Here is a 14,675-nt window from a genome sequence, read left to right as displayed (position 1 = left end):
AAAAAAAAAAAATCCGCGCATAAATCCGTGTAAATCCGCGATTGAAGATAAGATTTTAGAGTTTGTTTACAGAAGAACCTGTTTTTATCTGTGTAATGAAAGGCAAAACAAAATTTTGGATTTAAGATTTAAGAATTTAGAATTTGTCAAAGAAAAAATCCGCGTATAATCCGCATTATCGGCGTAAAAGATTACAGACTTCAGGTAGCAGTTTTGAAAAGAAATCTTTGTAATCTGTGCAATCAGTGGCAAAATAGATTTAAGATTTAAGAGGTCAGCAATCTAAAATTATTTCTTTTCAATAATGATTAGCTCGTTATAGCGCTCAATTCTTGGGATAGTTCGTAAAGTATAGAATTCCGAATTGATGTTGGACAGATACTCTTTGTTACGCAGCCTGTCTTTATCAGTAAGACACATCGTATTAAAAAGAATAATTCCCTTTTTGTCTAAAAGTTCACAGATTTGCTTCTGAAAAGCATCTTCAAAAAGAAAGTCCGGCATTGTAGTATCCTGAAAAATATCAACAATAATAAGTCCGTATTTGTTTTTGTCTTTTAAAACATATTTAGAAGCATCATCAACAATGATTTCTAAATTCGGGATTTTGTCCAATCCAAAATAGGAATTGGCGATTTGCAGTACTTCAGAATCGATTTCTACTCCCGTAATCCTGCCTTTAAATCCAATTTCTTCACTTAAAGTTTTAATTACGCTTCCGCCTGCAACTCCAAGAACAAGAATGTGTTCCGATTTTAATACAGTCTCAAAACCTATGCTTTCCAATCCTATTCTAAGAATACGCTGCAGGCTTCCATAAGAATAATTGGTGTTTTTAGAATCCAATACCAATTCACCATTGGCCCAGGTAACTTCCAGGTTTTTACTCACGGGCGAATGCTGCTTGTAAACATTTATGGGCAGGAGGTAGCTTAATATTTTTTTTAGCACAAAACTTAATTTGCCCAAAAATAAGTATAAATGTTACATTTACAGAAAATAATAAAGCATGAAGCGTATTATTTATAAACTTATCTTTTTCAAAATAATGGGATGGAGCATCAAAGGAACGATGAATCCCGAAATTAAGAAGTCTATTATTATTGTCGTGCCGCATACCAGCTGGCATGATTTCTACATAGGCCTTTTTGCCCGAGGCATTATCAATCTGGAGATGAATTATGTCGCCAAAAAAGAACTTTTTAAATTTCCATTCGGCGCTTATTTCCGTTGGATGGGTGGTGCTCCGCTCAACAGAAATTCCCGACAAAATACAGTGGAGGCCATAGCGGAGATTTTTAAAAAAAGAGAAGTCTTCCGACTGGCAATCGCTCCGGAAGGAACCCGTAAAAAAGTTACAGACTGGAAGACAGGCTTTTATTATATTGCATTGAAAGCAGAAGTTCCCATAATTCCGGTTGCATTTGATTATGCAAAAAAGGAGGTAGTGCTCAATGAGGCTTTTTATCCGACCGGCGATATACAAAAAGATTTTGCAGAACTAAAAAGCAAATACAAAGGTATAGTAGGCAGGATTCCGGAATACAGTTTTGAAATTTAGGTAGGTTCTAAAAAAATAAATCCACATCCGTTTTTTTCTCGTATTTATAATTATCAACCTTTTTTAAAACCATAATTATGAGAAAAAAACTTTTACTAGCAGGACTTTTTTGTAGCATTTTAGGATTTGTTTCGTGCAGCAGTGATGACGATTCAAATGGAAATCCAGGCAGCGCAAAACTTGAATTGTTTACTTCGAGCAATACAAGCGGAACAATTACCTACACGGATTTATTAGCATCAATGCCAATGGCAAAAACATTTACTGTAGGTTCTCTGGATGCAGATGGTATTTATTATAATAATACCCGTGACGAGGTGATTATTGCATCCCGAACGAACAACCGTCTTGAAGTTTATGGCAATTTCAGAAATGCATTATCGTCTTCTGCCACATCTTTAATGATGACCGCCAGTAGTGCAACAGGCGATTTTACCAATGCAAGAGAAATAGCCGTTGTTGGAGACAGGGTAGTTGTAGTACAGGATCAGGCCGAAATTAATGGTAACACCAATAAACTTTTAGTGTATCAAAGAACTACATCAGGATTTACATTAGAGAAAACATTCACTGTAGGTTTTAAGCTATGGGGAATTACTGTTTCTAATGGAAATTTATATGCAGTTGTTGATCTTAGCAGTGATATAGCTGTCTTTAACTCTTTTTTTTCAAAGCCAAGCGGAACATTGGTGGCAGACAAGAGAGTTAGCATAGAAGGATTAACAAGGACACATGGAATTGCCTATTCGGAACAAGATAATGTTATGGTTCTCACAGATGTAGGTTTAGCTGCTTCTGCAACAGATGGGGGAATTGTAGTGATAGAAAATTTTAACTCAGTATTTTCGTCAACAGCATCAGGGGGTTCTATCGCCTTGTCGAAACAGAAAAGAATATACGGGCCTAATTCATTGTTGGGAAATCCGGTAGATGTTTCTTATGATGAACAGACCAATAAAATTTATGTGGCTGAAAGATTAAATGGTGGAGGACAGGTATTAAGTTTTGCTTATCCAACATCAGCCCAGTCAGATGCCATGCCGTTAACAGCAAGATTAGAACCGGGTGTTACCGGAATATATTTAAGAAGGGAATAATGTTTGTTTTTTATGTATTAGTTGGGAAAACCTTGGCTTGAGAGCCAAGGTTTTTTTATGCCATCTATTGCGGGCGATATTCTTTAAAAGCTCCGTTTTTATAAAAGATTACTATTCTTTCAATTGCATCATTTTTAATAATCGTTTCTTCCTTTTTGAAATTGACGGGTTGTTTTTCATCTGTATCTGATAGAGTAGGCGGATATGCTATATTGTATTCTTCGTTATTTTTCGGGAATGAACCTTTGCCATTCAAAATCCAATACAAATCAATTTCAGGAAATACATCTAAAATTTTTAATATAAAATCAAGGCTTGGTTTGTTTCTTCCGGATAAAAGATGTGATATGCTGGAACGTTGCACACCAATCTTATCGGCAAAAGAAGAAGCAGTGAGATTGTAATAGTCAAGAATTTTTTCAAGCCGTTTTATAAAATCTTCCGTGTTTACCATTGTAAAGCTTTATTTTAATGAAAGAACGTTACAAATGTAAATATATAGTTGTTATAAATGTAATTTATAAATAGAATCGGGTGTTTTTATATGCTTTTTTAGTTTATATGATTATATTTAAATAATTGATTAATAGGTTCATAATTATTTTAAAGTCACTTAAAGTAAAATATGTTAAAGTTTTTCTAACGAAAATATAGTGACAGGGAGTATTTTGTTTACAGAGTTAAATTATTTTGAATTTTAATTGATTTACAATTGTAAATTATAAGATGTTTACTTTTGTAAAATATAATTCAGCACTATGGATTTTGAAAAAGTATTCCGGGAGAACAAGGAAAAAACGTTAGAAGGAAGATATATTACTCTTGATAAAATTGAGCCTTTATTAAGAACGATTAACAAGAATGAAAATTTAGATGTAATTGGAAAATCAGTATTAGGAAAACCAATCTATTCCTATACTATCGGAACAGGCAAAATTAAGATACTGCTTTGGTCACAGATGCATGGAAATGAAGGAACGACTACCAAGGCATTATTTGATCTTTTAAATGTATTAAACAGCGACACGATTTTAGGAAAAGAGCTTCTAAGCCATTTTACTTTTCTGGCCGTACCCATGCTTAATCCGGATGGCGCGGAAAGATATACGCGCATTAATGCTAACGGAATTGACCTTAACAGGGATTTCCAGGATTTAAGCCAGCCTGAAAGCCGTCTGCTCAGAGAGCTATATAATAACTTTAAACCGGACTTTTGCTATAATCTTCATGACCAACGTACCATTTTTGCGGCTGGTGATATTAATAAACCTGCAACGGTTTCCTTTTTAGCGCCTTCGTTTAACGATGCAAGAGAAGTTAACGAGGTTCGTATAAAAGCAATGGATGTCATAGTTGCAATGAATACAACTTTACAAGCTTTTATTCCCGGACAAGTGGGGCGTTTTGATGACGGTTTTAATCTGAATTGTGTTGGAGATACCTTTACTTATCTGGGATCGCCAACTATTTTATTCGAAGCCGGACATTATCAGCAGGATTACGAACGCGAAATGACGCGAAAATTTATTTTTATAGCATTGATTTCAGGGTTGAAATATATTTACGAAAACGATATAGTTCTCAATGAAAAGGAAAAATATTTCAATATTCCTCAAAACAAACCAGTTTTTTACGACTTCATTTATAAAAATATCAAAATTTACTATGATAATAAACAAATTATTACGAATTTTGCAATTCAATTTACGGAGGTTTTGAATGAAGGGAAAATTGAATTTATTGCCTTCATTGTCGAAATAGGTGAGCTGACACAAAACTTTGGACATTTTGAATATGATGCAAAAGGAGCTTCCTATTCTGATGACCAGGACAACATTCCGAAATTGGGTCAAAAAGCTGAGTTTTATTTATCAGAAAAAGTTAAAATTGTTAACGGATTGCCAAATGTTTAACGATTCGCTTTTTTTATTTAAAAAAAATTAATTTTTTTGTAGTCGAATTTTGAAAACAAATACAAACATAAAATTATATGAATAAGTTTCGTTTAGATGAAGTTGATCATCAGATATTAGATATGCTGATTGACAATACAAGAGTTCCTTTTACAGATATAGCAAAAAAACTACTAATCTCTGCAGGAACTGTCCATGTGAGAGTTAAGAAAATGGAAGAAGCTGGTATTATCATGGGTTCATCTTTGACCTTGAATTACGAGAAATTAGGATATTCTTTTATTGCCTATGTAGGAGTTTTTCTTCACAATACTTCACAAACTAAATTTGTATTGGAAAGAATCAATGAAATTCCTTTTGTTACTGTTGCACACGTAACTACCGGAAAATTCAATATCTTCTGTAAAATCCGTGCTATGGATACAAAACATGCAAAAGAAGTAATCTTTATGATTGATGATATCGAGGGAGTATACAGAACTGAAACAATGATTTCTCTTGACGAAAGTATCAACGATAAAAAACGTTTGATGCACACTATCTTCAAGGATATGTAATCTTTTGATAAGAATAATTTAAGACCCTCTTGTGAAAACTTGAGGGTTTTTTTATTAATTTAATGCAAAATTATACCCATGTACACTTCCCCGAGATTAGAGAGGTTTGAAGAAAACGTACTCGCTAAATATCAGATATATAACAGTATTCTTATTACGCTTCCGTTTGACAATATTGGCAATACAGGAATAATGCTGCCGCTTTTTGCAGAAGTTTGTGAATCAGGTTACAAAAAGGAATGGAATCCCCAACAGATTGTAGATTTTTTCTCTGAAAAATACCTGGATAATGCTTCCGAAAAAGAAAAAATAGACCTTATGTTCCGGTTTATCCAATATGTAGAAAGGCAGGTAGTCTTGTTTGATGCTATTGAAGATGCTGCTTTTTCTGTAGTGAATAATCTCGATGGAGAAAATTCGCTCCGGAACACAAAAGACAAGGCGGAGTCTAAAGACAATCTGAAGGAACTAAAAGCTTTTTTTGAAGAATTTAAAATCCGGACTGTACTGACAGCGCATCCTACACAGTTTTATCCGGGATCAGTATTAGGGATTATTACAGATTTAGAAGATGCCATCAGAAACAATAATCTGAAAAGAATGCGTGAACTTCTGGCACAGTTAGGAAAAACGCCATTCATTAAAAAAGAAAAACCGACTCCTTTTGATGAAGCGGTCAGCCTGACCTGGTATCTTGAAAACGTTTTTTATGAAACGGCAGGAAAAATGATGCATTTTTTCCAGAAAAATATTTATGATGGAGAATTGCCTAAAAATCAAATCTTAAATCTGGGATTCTGGCCCGGAGGTGACCGTGATGGAAACCCTTTTGTTACAACAGATATAACTTTGCAGGTAACACAAAGGTTGCGTACTTCAATACTCAAATGCTATTACAGGGATATTCGGGATTTGAAAAGAAAGCTGACTTTTCATCAGGTAGACCAATTGTGGACAGAGCTTGAACATAAAATTTACCGTTCTGTGTTTTATTCGGAAGGCGATTTGTATATAACGTTGGACGAAATGAAAGCCACATTGTTGGACATTCGCAATAGGATTATTGAAAACCACCAATCACTGTATCTTGACGATTTGGACGAGTTTATTAACAAAGTGAATCTTTTCGGGTTTTACTTTGCTACATTGGACATCAGGCAAAACAGCAAAATTCATGATAAGGTTATTAAGGATATTGTAAAAGTTACAAACGAACGCCAATTGTCTGTTTTTCCTAAAGACTATTCCTCATTGGATGAAAGTCAAAAATTAGATTGGATGGCGAAAGCCGCTGCCAGTCTTGATCCGGAATGGTTTGAAGATGAACTGACCAGGGCTACTGTTGAGTCAATATATGCCATACAGAAAATACAGGAACAGAATGGTGAAATGGGGGCTAATCGTTACATCATCAGTAATAACCAGAGCGCACTAAACGTTTTGGAAACCTATGCGCTTTTTCGTTTGTGCGGATGGGAAAACCCTTCTGTTGATATTGTTCCGCTTTTTGAAACTGTAGAGGATTTGGAAAATGCGCAACGAGTAATGCAAACGCTTTATACCAATCCGCTGTATTCGGAGCATTTAAAATCCAGGAATAATAAGCAGACCATTATGCTTGGTTTTTCTGATGGAACAAAAGACGGAGGTTATCTGATGGCCAATTGGAGTATTTATAAGGCAAAAGAGGCGCTGACTTCAATTTCCAGAAATTATGGTATTGAAGTTATTTTCTTTGACGGAAGAGGAGGACCACCGGCCAGAGGAGGAGGTAAGACCCATAAGTTCTATGCTTCACAGGGACCCGATATAGAAAATAATGAAATTCAGATAACCATTCAGGGACAAACCATCAGTTCTAATTTTGGAACTTTGGATTCCTGCCGTTATAATCTTGAAAATCTCTTAAGTGCCGGAGCAGCCAATCAGTTTTTTAATAAGGGAGAAAATAAACTTTCTGATGCTGAAAAAAAGACCTTGGAATCGCTTTCGCAAATAAGCTATAAAGAATATTCCGATTTTAAAAACCATCCTAAGTTTATCCCATATCTGGAAAGAAGAAGCGCGCTCAAGTATTATGCAATGGCGAATATAGGTAGCCGTCCTTCTAAAAGGAGCCAATCCGAAAAACTTGATTTCAATGACCTTCGGGCAATTCCTTTTGTAGGGGCCTGGAGTCAATTAAAACAAAATGTTCCCGGATTTTTTGGAGTAGGTACAGCTCTGAAGCATTTTGAAGACAATGGAAAGTGGCAGGAAGTTCAGGAGTTGTATGACCATTCACTTTTCTTTAAAACCTTGATTGAAAACAGTATGATGTCGTTGGCAAAATCGTTTTTCCCTTTGACATCCTATATGAAAGACGATCCGGAATTTGGTGAATTTTGGGAAATCATTTTTAATGAATTCAAAGAAACAAAAAGGCTGGTACTGAAATTATCCGGTTTTGATGCCTTGATGGAAAACTATCCTGACGGGAAAGCTTCTATACAAATGCGGGAACAAATTGTATTGCCATTACTTACCATACAACAATATGCCCTGACTAAAATAAACGATTTAAACCTTAAAGGCAATCCGGACGAAGAAATGCTGAAAATCTATGAAAAAATAGTAATGCGTTCTCTTTTTGGAAATATTAATGCCAGTAGAAACTCTGCTTAAAATAACTATGAAAACAGACCAATTATTACCAACTGAATTTGCACCTTATTATTCAACGTATATTTCCAGGGTAGATCAGGAAGCAAACCTGCTTGAAGAGCTTGAAATTTCTGTACATGAATTTATAAAATTTGTACAAAACATTCCTTTGGATAAGTATGATTATCGATATGCTGAAGGTAAATGGACCATTAAAGATATTATCCAGCATTTGATGGATTCTGAAAGGATTTTTGCTTATCGTGCCCTAAGAATTGCAAGAAACGATAAAACGCCATTGCCTGGTTTTGAGGAAAACGATTATGCCGATACTGCCAATGCAAATGAAAGGAGTATTAGGGATTTGCTTACAGAATTAGCTATAATCAGACAGTCTACAATAGCCTTGTTTGCTACGTTTAATGAAGAAATTCTAAAAAGAATGGGGATTGCATCCGGATATGATGTATCAGTCAGGGCTTTGGGCTTTATAATCATCGGACACCAGAAGCACCATCAGAAGATCTTTATGGAACGTTACTTATAATTTGGAAAAATAACGGGTTCCGGCAAAAATATCAATCGCCTGTATAATAGCAAACAGTACAAGAGCAAACAGGAACAGAACAATCCCTTTTTCTTTACTATGTTTATTTCTGGAAAATAAAGACAGGATGAAAAAGCCAAAGGCAATTGGGATGGCTATTTTAAAGCCGCGTGTGATTTCGAACATCCGCAGGTAGATTCCTAAAATAGAAAGACCCCATAAGAGGAAAATTATTTTTAGAGCTATTAAAGTTTTGAAATCAAACCATTCCTGGCAATGCTTTTGTTTCCGGTTGCTTTTAAATAACATGGTCATTAAGATTGTGGTAGAGTGTAAAAATATAAAATATGTATTTATTTTAGAAAAAACATCGATGTATATTTAGAAATATACGATAAATTACGTATGTTTGTTTTAGTAATTGTTAAATAAATGATTTTTTTACATCTGTTCCACTCTGTGGAATAAAAAAAAACGGAACTCAAATTGAGTTCCGTTTTTTTATGGAAATAGCTGGGAAGCTAGTCTTCATCATCATCTTCATCGTCAGCGATATCAGCAATATCTCTGTCTTCATCATCATCTTCGTCATCCAATTCGATTTTGTCTTCTTTTTCGTCGTCGTCATCATCGTCTGCATCATCATCCATGTCAAGATCTTTGATGGCTTCCATTGGTACAACTACATCTTCTAAATCATCATCTTCATCAAAGTTTTCGATTCTGCTGGCAAGTTTGGTGCTCACTTTTACCAGATAAATAGTGTCTTCTGTTCTAACTTCTACAGCCTCTACCAACTCGTTTTTAGCATTTTTGAAACGGATGATATTGGAGTCGTCATATCCATCAGGAAATTTTTCGACAAGCAAAGTCAGAATTTCATTGGTTAGTTTAGAATAATCTACAATAATTCTTTTCATACAATTTTTATTATAAGTCTAGTAGGTAAGCAAAAATTAATGGAGCTACGATGGTAGCATCCGACTCAATAACAAATTTTGGAGTGTTTATGTCTAGTTTACCCCAAGTGATTTTCTCATTTGGAACAGCTCCTGAATAGGAACCGTAGCTGGTAGTCGAATCTGAAATCTGACAGAAATAGCTCCAGAAAGGAACATCATGCATTTCCATATCCTGATATAGCATTGGTACAACACAGATAGGGAAGTCACCGGCAATTCCTCCTCCAATTTGGAAGAATCCGACACCTTTGTCGCTGTTTTTTGTATACCAGTCAGCAAGGAAAGTCATGTATTCGATTCCTGACTTCATTGTAGAAGCTTTTAGTTCTCCTTTGATAACATAAGAAGCAAAAATATTACCCATTGTGCTGTCTTCCCAACCCGGTACAATGATAGGAAGGTTTTTTTCTGCAGCAGCATACATCCAGCTGTCTTTCAGGTCAATTTCGTAATATTCTTCCAATACTCCAGAAAGTAGCATCTTGTACATGAATTCATGCGGGAAATAACGTTCTCCGGCATCATCAGCATCTTTCCAGATTTTATAGATATGTTTTTGTAATCTTCTGAAAGCTTCGTGTTCAGGAATACATGTATCTGTAACACGGTTTAATCCTCTTTCTAATAAATCCCATTCTTGTTGTGGCGTCAAATCGCGATAATTTGGAACTCTTTCATAGTGAGAATGCGCAACAAGATTCATGATATCTTCTTCCAGATTCGCTCCTGTGCAGGAAATAATCTGAACTTTATCCTTTCGAATCATTTCGGCAAAAATCTTTCCGATTTCAGCCGTACTCATGGCGCCAGCCAAAGTCACCATCATTTTTGATCCGTTCTGTAACTGTTGTTCATAAGCTTTTGCAGCATCAACTACGGTGGCAGAATTGAAATGCAGATAGTACTTCTCAATAAATTGACTGATTGGTCCTTTACTCATTTTGTTGTTTGTTAGTTTCTTTTAATGTTTGTCCGACTGGCAATCCAAAATAATTTTGAAATGGGGTAAGTCGGGATGATTGTAAGCGGGAAAAACCCACTTTTAATTATTTTCCAAAAATAGATTATTTTTTCGCGTAACCTAATATTTTTAAAATATCTTCTGAACTTTGTTGCTCAGAAAAAACTTCTGTGGCTAAAATACCATTTTCATCCCTGTCAATCAAGATGTGTTTTGGCTGTGGAATCAAACAGTGGTGAATTCCGCCAAAGCCTCCAATGGTTTCCTGATAGGCGCCGGTATTAAAAAATCCAATATACAAAGGTTTTTCTTTATTGTATTTTGGCAGGTAAATCGCGTTCATGTTCTGCTCAGAGTTGTAATAATCATCGCTGTCACATGTCATTCCGCCCAATAAGACTCTTTCATATTGGTCATTCCATCGATTGACGGCCAACATAATAAAGCGTTTGTTGATTGCCCAGGTATCTGGTAGTGTAGTAATGAAAGATGAGTCAATCATATTCCACTTTTCTCTGTCGTTTTGCTGTTTTTGATACAATACCTGATAAATAGCACCGCCACTTTCTCCAACTGTAAAGGAGCCAAACTCAGTAAAAATATTCGGAACATCAACTTCAGCTTCGTCACACGCAATTTTAATCTGATTGATGATTTCGTCAATCATATACTGATAGTCGTATTCAAAAGCAAGAGAGTTTTTGATAGGGAAACCACCGCCAATGTTTAGTCCGTCCAATGTTGGGCATTCTTTTTTAAGCGCGATATATACCTTAATACATTTTACAAGTTCGTTCCAGTAATAGGAGTTGTCATTAATACCGGTATTGATGAAAAAGTGAAGCATCTTCAGTTCCAGGTTTTTATTTTCCTGAATCTGTTTTTTGTAGAAGTTCACAATGTTTTTATATCCTATTCCTAATCGGGAAGTATAGAATTCGAATTTTGGCTCTTCCTCAGCGGCAATTCTGATTCCGATTTTAAATTTTCCTTTTATTTCAGCCTGAAGAAGGTCTAATTCTTCATAGTTGTCAATAATCGGAATGGCATTTTTATGGCCATTATTAATCAGTCGTGCAATATTGGTAATGTATTGGTCTCTTTTGAAACCGTTACAAATAACATAGGTGCTTTTGTTAATTTTACCATTCTCAAGCAGGTTTTCAACAATATTAATATCAAAAGCAGAAGAAGTTTCGATATGGATGTTGTTTTTAAAAGCCTCGTTCATCACAAATTCAAAGTGAGAACTTTTTGTACAATAGCAATAGTAATATTTTCCTTCGTATTTGTTTTTCTCCATCGCCTTTCTAAACCAGGCTTTAGCCCGATTGATATTGTTGGAAATTTGTGGCAAATAGGTGAACTTTAAAGGTGTGCCGTATTGCTCCACCAATTTCATCAGGTCGATATTGTGAAATTGAAGGTTGTCTTTGTTTAATTTAAACTCGTCTTGAGGGAAATAATAAGTTTGGTTGATTAGGTCAAAATATTTTGTATTCATTTATTTGTCAGTGTTTTAGATTAAAAATAAGAAAAAAATAATTTTTAATCTAAAGTTCAGACCCTAATATTTGCATAAATGATTGGGAGCTTTTCCTGATACATATTGGAGTATTGAAAAATATCAAAATTATGGATGCTCTTTACACCAAAAGAACCTTTCAGGAAATACTGAAAAGTTGCTTTGTTTTCGGCTCCCACGCTCGAAAAAGAATTGGCGTTTTGACTTTTTTTCATTGGGGCAAATGTAAAAAATATTATAACTGATATGCAATGATTTTTATTAAAAATATATTAAGAATTATATTCTAAAAACGCATCTATAATCAATTCGTTATCAGCTTTTTGTCCTGTGGATATACCGCCAATTCCATCAAGAAGTGCAAATTGGATTGTTCCGTATTCATTTTTCTTGTCATGAATAAGCAATTCCAGTATGGGTTGGATGTCTTTTTCTTCAAAAACAACCCTTTCAAAAATATTATCAATTCCGTTTTTGATTTCTTCAAATTCCATGTTGGAAATGAGATCTTTTCTCAGTGAAATATAACTTTCTAAAATCATTCCGGCAGCAATAGCCTCACCATGCAACAGTGATGTTTTGTTTTCATTTTCCAGGAAATAACTTTCAATGGCATGGCCTAAAGTATGTCCAAAATTCAAGGATTTTCGCAATCCGTTTTCTTTCGGATCCTGGGTTACGATAGTGTTTTTTATTTCAACTGATTGATAAATAAGTGTGTCTAAATCGCCTGTATTTAAATTATTTAAGTCTAAAAATAATGACCAGTATTTTTTATCGAAGATTAGTCCGTGTTTTAGCATTTCAGCCAATCCGGAACGCATTTGGTTTTGAGGCAATGTTTCCAGATAGGTCGTGTCTATCAAAACCATTTTTGGTACGTTAATAACACCGATTTGATTTTTAAGGCTTCCGAGGTCGATTCCGTTTTTACCCCCAACTGAAGCATCGACCATAGCTAATAATGTAGTCGGAACATTTATAAAATCAATCCCTCTTTTAAATGTAGAAGCCACAAAGCCTCCCATGTCTGTTACAACGCCACCACCAACATTAATAACAAGACTTTTTCTGTCGGCACCCAAATCAGTCAGGACATTCCAAAGCTCAACACAGGTTTCTATATTTTTATTATTTTCTCCGGGTTCAAATTCGATGATTTCGATGTTTAAATCGGTTTCAAGATTAGGGAGAAATACAGGAAGGCAATATTCATTAGTATCACTGTCAACAAAAATAAAAATAGAAGAATATTGATTTTCTGCCAAATGGCTGTTTAATGCTTCGTAGGCATTTTCATTAAAAAAGATAGAATATCCGTTGGCTTCAATTGGTTTCATCTGATGTTTTTGAGTGGCAATTCATGACGTATTCAGACAAGCGCCATAAAAATTGCTTATTTGTAATTTTAAAAGGCAAAATAAGGCAATTTTTAAGAAAAAATCACGAAGCTCTATTTATATTTGCAACATTATTAAACAAACGAATGGAAAAGATTTTCAACAATACACAAGTTGCTTTTGCACTAAAGAGTGATACTGAACTCGATAGGGCTTATTTTCTTTTTAAAATGATTGCCTCAGAGCCATTGGTTCGTATTGGCACGGCAGTCACAAATTTTGCCTTAAAGGCACATTTACCGGTTGAAGGCCTGATCCGGGCGACAGTCTTCGATCATTTCTGCGGAGGCGTTAATGAAGAAGATTGCCTTACGGTAGTAGATAAAATGTTTACAAAAGGTGTTTCATCTGTTCTGGATTACTCAGTAGAAGGAAAAGAAGAAGAGGAGCAATTCGACCAGGCGCTCGAAATGACTTTGAAAACAATTGAATTTGCAAAAGAAAGACAGGCTATTCCGTTTGCTGTTTTTAAACCTACCGGATTGGGAAGATTTGAATTGTATGAAAAATTAGGAGAAGGAAAAGAGTTTTCAAAAGAAGAAGCAGAAGAATGGCAGCGAGTTGTTAATCGATTTGATCTGGTTTGTAAAACCGCTCATGCAAAAGATGTTGCGCTACTAATCGATGCTGAAGAAAGCTGGATGCAGGATGCGGCAGATGATTTGGTGTTGGAAATGATGCGTAAATACAATAAGGAGAAAGCGATTGTTTTTAATACGTTGCAATTGTATCGTTGGGATAGGGTAGACTACCTGAAAAAAATCCATGAGATTGCCAAAGTTGAAGGATTTTATATCGGTATGAAGCTGGTTCGAGGCGCTTATATGGAAAAGGAAAACAAGCGTGCTGAAGAAAAAGGTTATGTTTCTCCAATCTGTATTTCAAAAGAAGCGACAGATGTGAATTATGATACCGCTGTGATGTATATGGTGGAACATTTGGAAAAGATGGCCATTTTCGCAGGAACACATAATGAAGACAGTTCTTATAAGCTGATGAAGCTTATGGATGAAAATAATATCGAAAAAGGAGATACAAGAGTTTGGTTTGGGCAATTGTATGGTATGAGTGATAATATTAGCTATAACCTGGCATCAAATGGCTACAATGTTGCAAAGTACCTTCCTTTTGGCCCCGTGAGGGATGTTATGCCGTATTTAATCCGCAGGGCTGAGGAAAATACCTCAGTAGCAGGACAAACCAGCAGGGAATTAAACCTTATTAAAGCGGAAAGAGATAGAAGAAAAGGGAAGTAGTTTCCTGAATATAAATATAAAAGCCGGTTCTCTTGAAACCGGCTTTTTGCTGTCTGCTCTTTTTTAAAAGCATGTCCTGACTATAATGCTGTCACTAGCAGAATTATTTACGAATTATTTCTTAACCAGTTTTGATTTAAAAATTTTCCCATCTACAGTGGTAACAGTAACAAGATAGACACCTTCCTTGTAATCGTTAACTGCTACATCATATTTTTCTGCTTCTTTAATTTTCTTATCAAGCATAATTCTT

15 protein-coding genes are annotated in these 14,675 nt (G+C 35.2%); 7 read left to right on the top strand and 8 right to left on the bottom strand.

The genetic code is table 11. The features are described from left to right. Positions 1-288 precede the first annotated feature (288 nt). Positions 289-951 (bottom strand): spermidine synthase, encoded by a 663-nt coding sequence (locus ASG38_RS04185; protein WP_056067501.1) that lies wholly within the window; start codon positions 949-951, stop codon positions 289-291. Between the two features lie 58 nt (positions 952-1,009). On the opposite strand from ASG38_RS04185, the gene ASG38_RS04180 reads away from it, so the two are divergent. Both ASG38_RS04180 and ASG38_RS04175 read left to right on the top strand, forming a co-directional pair. Next, entirely contained in the window at positions 1,010-1,561 is a 552-nt protein-coding gene (locus ASG38_RS04180; RefSeq protein ID WP_056067464.1) for a 1-acyl-sn-glycerol-3-phosphate acyltransferase, read from the top strand. A gap of 77 nt (positions 1,562-1,638) precedes the next feature. Next, the gene (locus ASG38_RS04175; protein WP_056067461.1) at positions 1,639-2,658 is read left to right on the top strand and encodes a hypothetical protein; all 1,020 of its coding nucleotides are present in this window, start codon (positions 1,639-1,641) and stop codon (positions 2,656-2,658) included. Positions 2,659-2,722: 64 nt separating this feature from the next. Here the strand turns inward: ASG38_RS04175 and ASG38_RS04170 are convergent, their stop codons facing one another. Continuing rightward, positions 2,723-3,112 (bottom strand): helix-turn-helix transcriptional regulator, encoded by a 390-nt coding sequence (locus ASG38_RS04170; protein ID WP_056067460.1) that lies wholly within the window; start codon positions 3,110-3,112, stop codon positions 2,723-2,725. 304 nt (positions 3,113-3,416) lie between these two features. On the opposite strand from ASG38_RS04170, the gene ASG38_RS04165 reads away from it, so the two are divergent. From ASG38_RS04165 to ASG38_RS04150, 4 genes are all read left to right on the top strand, one after another. Continuing rightward, positions 3,417-4,571, top strand: coding sequence for a M14 metallopeptidase family protein (locus ASG38_RS04165; RefSeq protein WP_056067457.1), 1,155 nt, complete (start codon positions 3,417-3,419; stop codon positions 4,569-4,571). 77 nt (positions 4,572-4,648) lie between these two features. Then, positions 4,649-5,128 (top strand): Lrp/AsnC family transcriptional regulator, encoded by a 480-nt coding sequence (locus tag ASG38_RS04160; protein WP_056067456.1) that lies wholly within the window; start codon positions 4,649-4,651, stop codon positions 5,126-5,128. Positions 5,129-5,206: 78 nt separating this feature from the next. Then, a complete protein-coding gene (locus ASG38_RS04155) occupies positions 5,207-7,792 on the top strand; it encodes a phosphoenolpyruvate carboxylase (protein WP_056067454.1) in 2,586 nt (861 codons plus the stop codon). Between the two features lie 7 nt (positions 7,793-7,799). After that, entirely contained in the window at positions 7,800-8,318 is a 519-nt protein-coding gene (locus tag ASG38_RS04150; RefSeq protein WP_056067499.1) for a DinB family protein, read from the top strand. On the opposite strand, the gene ASG38_RS04145 is transcribed toward ASG38_RS04150, so the two are convergent. The 6 genes from ASG38_RS04145 to aroB form a co-directional block, all read right to left on the bottom strand. Then, positions 8,313-8,627, bottom strand: a complete 315-nt coding sequence (locus tag ASG38_RS04145) for a hypothetical protein (protein WP_162239654.1) — start codon at positions 8,625-8,627, stop codon at positions 8,313-8,315. The genes ASG38_RS04150 and ASG38_RS04145 overlap by 6 nt on opposite strands. 212 nt (positions 8,628-8,839) lie before the next feature. Beyond that, positions 8,840-9,238: a hypothetical protein gene (locus ASG38_RS04140; RefSeq protein WP_056067449.1), complete on the bottom strand. Its 399-nt coding sequence runs from the start codon at positions 9,236-9,238 to the stop codon at positions 8,840-8,842. Between the two features lie 10 nt (positions 9,239-9,248). Continuing rightward, on the bottom strand, positions 9,249-10,220 hold the full coding sequence (locus ASG38_RS04135) for a deoxyhypusine synthase family protein (RefSeq protein ID WP_056067448.1): 972 nt from the start codon (positions 10,218-10,220) through the stop codon (positions 9,249-9,251). Between the two features lie 124 nt (positions 10,221-10,344). Beyond that, positions 10,345-11,745, bottom strand: coding sequence for an arginine decarboxylase (locus ASG38_RS04130; RefSeq protein WP_056067446.1), 1,401 nt, complete (start codon positions 11,743-11,745; stop codon positions 10,345-10,347). 56 nt (positions 11,746-11,801) lie between these two features. Further along, on the bottom strand, positions 11,802-11,981 hold the full coding sequence (locus tag ASG38_RS04125; RefSeq protein ID WP_056067444.1) for a hypothetical protein: 180 nt from the start codon (positions 11,979-11,981) through the stop codon (positions 11,802-11,804). A gap of 57 nt (positions 11,982-12,038) precedes the next feature. Then, positions 12,039-13,106: a 3-dehydroquinate synthase gene (aroB, locus tag ASG38_RS04120; RefSeq protein WP_056067442.1), complete on the bottom strand. Its 1,068-nt coding sequence runs from the start codon at positions 13,104-13,106 to the stop codon at positions 12,039-12,041. Between the two features lie 146 nt (positions 13,107-13,252). Here aroB and ASG38_RS04115 point away from each other — a divergent pair, with 146 nt between their 5' ends. Next, positions 13,253-14,422, top strand: coding sequence for a proline dehydrogenase family protein (locus ASG38_RS04115; RefSeq protein WP_056067440.1), 1,170 nt, complete (start codon positions 13,253-13,255; stop codon positions 14,420-14,422). Positions 14,423-14,675 lie beyond the last annotated feature (253 nt).

It is taken from the genome of Flavobacterium sp. Leaf359, assembly GCF_001423985.1.
Classification (GTDB): domain Bacteria; phylum Bacteroidota; class Bacteroidia; order Flavobacteriales; family Flavobacteriaceae; genus Flavobacterium; species Flavobacterium lindanitolerans.
Note: the sequence above shows the minus strand (reverse complement) of the source record. Positions and strands in the feature narration are given on the sequence as shown.

What these genes read in the sequence shown, in the direction of transcription:
- ASG38_RS04180 (WP_056067464.1), top strand. Translation starts at nt 1,010, where the DNA reads ATGAAGCGTATTATTTATAAACTTATCTTTTTCAAAATAATGGGATGG.
- ASG38_RS04175 (WP_056067461.1), top strand. Translation starts at nt 1,639, where the DNA reads ATGAGAAAAAAACTTTTACTAGCAGGACTTTTTTGTAGCATTTTAGGA.
- ASG38_RS04170 (WP_056067460.1), bottom strand. Translation starts at nt 3,112, where the DNA reads ATGGTAAACACGGAAGATTTTATAAAACGGCTTGAAAAAATTCTTGAC.
- ASG38_RS04165 (WP_056067457.1), top strand. Translation starts at nt 3,417, where the DNA reads ATGGATTTTGAAAAAGTATTCCGGGAGAACAAGGAAAAAACGTTAGAA.
- ASG38_RS04160 (WP_056067456.1), top strand. Translation starts at nt 4,649, where the DNA reads ATGAATAAGTTTCGTTTAGATGAAGTTGATCATCAGATATTAGATATG.
- ASG38_RS04155 (WP_056067454.1), top strand. Translation starts at nt 5,207, where the DNA reads ATGTACACTTCCCCGAGATTAGAGAGGTTTGAAGAAAACGTACTCGCT.
- ASG38_RS04150 (WP_056067499.1), top strand. Translation starts at nt 7,800, where the DNA reads ATGAAAACAGACCAATTATTACCAACTGAATTTGCACCTTATTATTCA.
- ASG38_RS04145 (WP_162239654.1), bottom strand. Translation starts at nt 8,627, where the DNA reads ATGTTATTTAAAAGCAACCGGAAACAAAAGCATTGCCAGGAATGGTTT.
- ASG38_RS04140 (WP_056067449.1), bottom strand. Translation starts at nt 9,238, where the DNA reads ATGAAAAGAATTATTGTAGATTATTCTAAACTAACCAATGAAATTCTG.
- ASG38_RS04135 (WP_056067448.1), bottom strand. Translation starts at nt 10,220, where the DNA reads ATGAGTAAAGGACCAATCAGTCAATTTATTGAGAAGTACTATCTGCAT.
- ASG38_RS04130 (WP_056067446.1), bottom strand. Translation starts at nt 11,745, where the DNA reads ATGAATACAAAATATTTTGACCTAATCAACCAAACTTATTATTTCCCT.
- ASG38_RS04125 (WP_056067444.1), bottom strand. Translation starts at nt 11,981, where the DNA reads ATGAAAAAAAGTCAAAACGCCAATTCTTTTTCGAGCGTGGGAGCCGAA.
- aroB (WP_056067442.1), bottom strand. Translation starts at nt 13,106, where the DNA reads ATGAAACCAATTGAAGCCAACGGATATTCTATCTTTTTTAATGAAAAT.
- ASG38_RS04115 (WP_056067440.1), top strand. Translation starts at nt 13,253, where the DNA reads ATGGAAAAGATTTTCAACAATACACAAGTTGCTTTTGCACTAAAGAGT.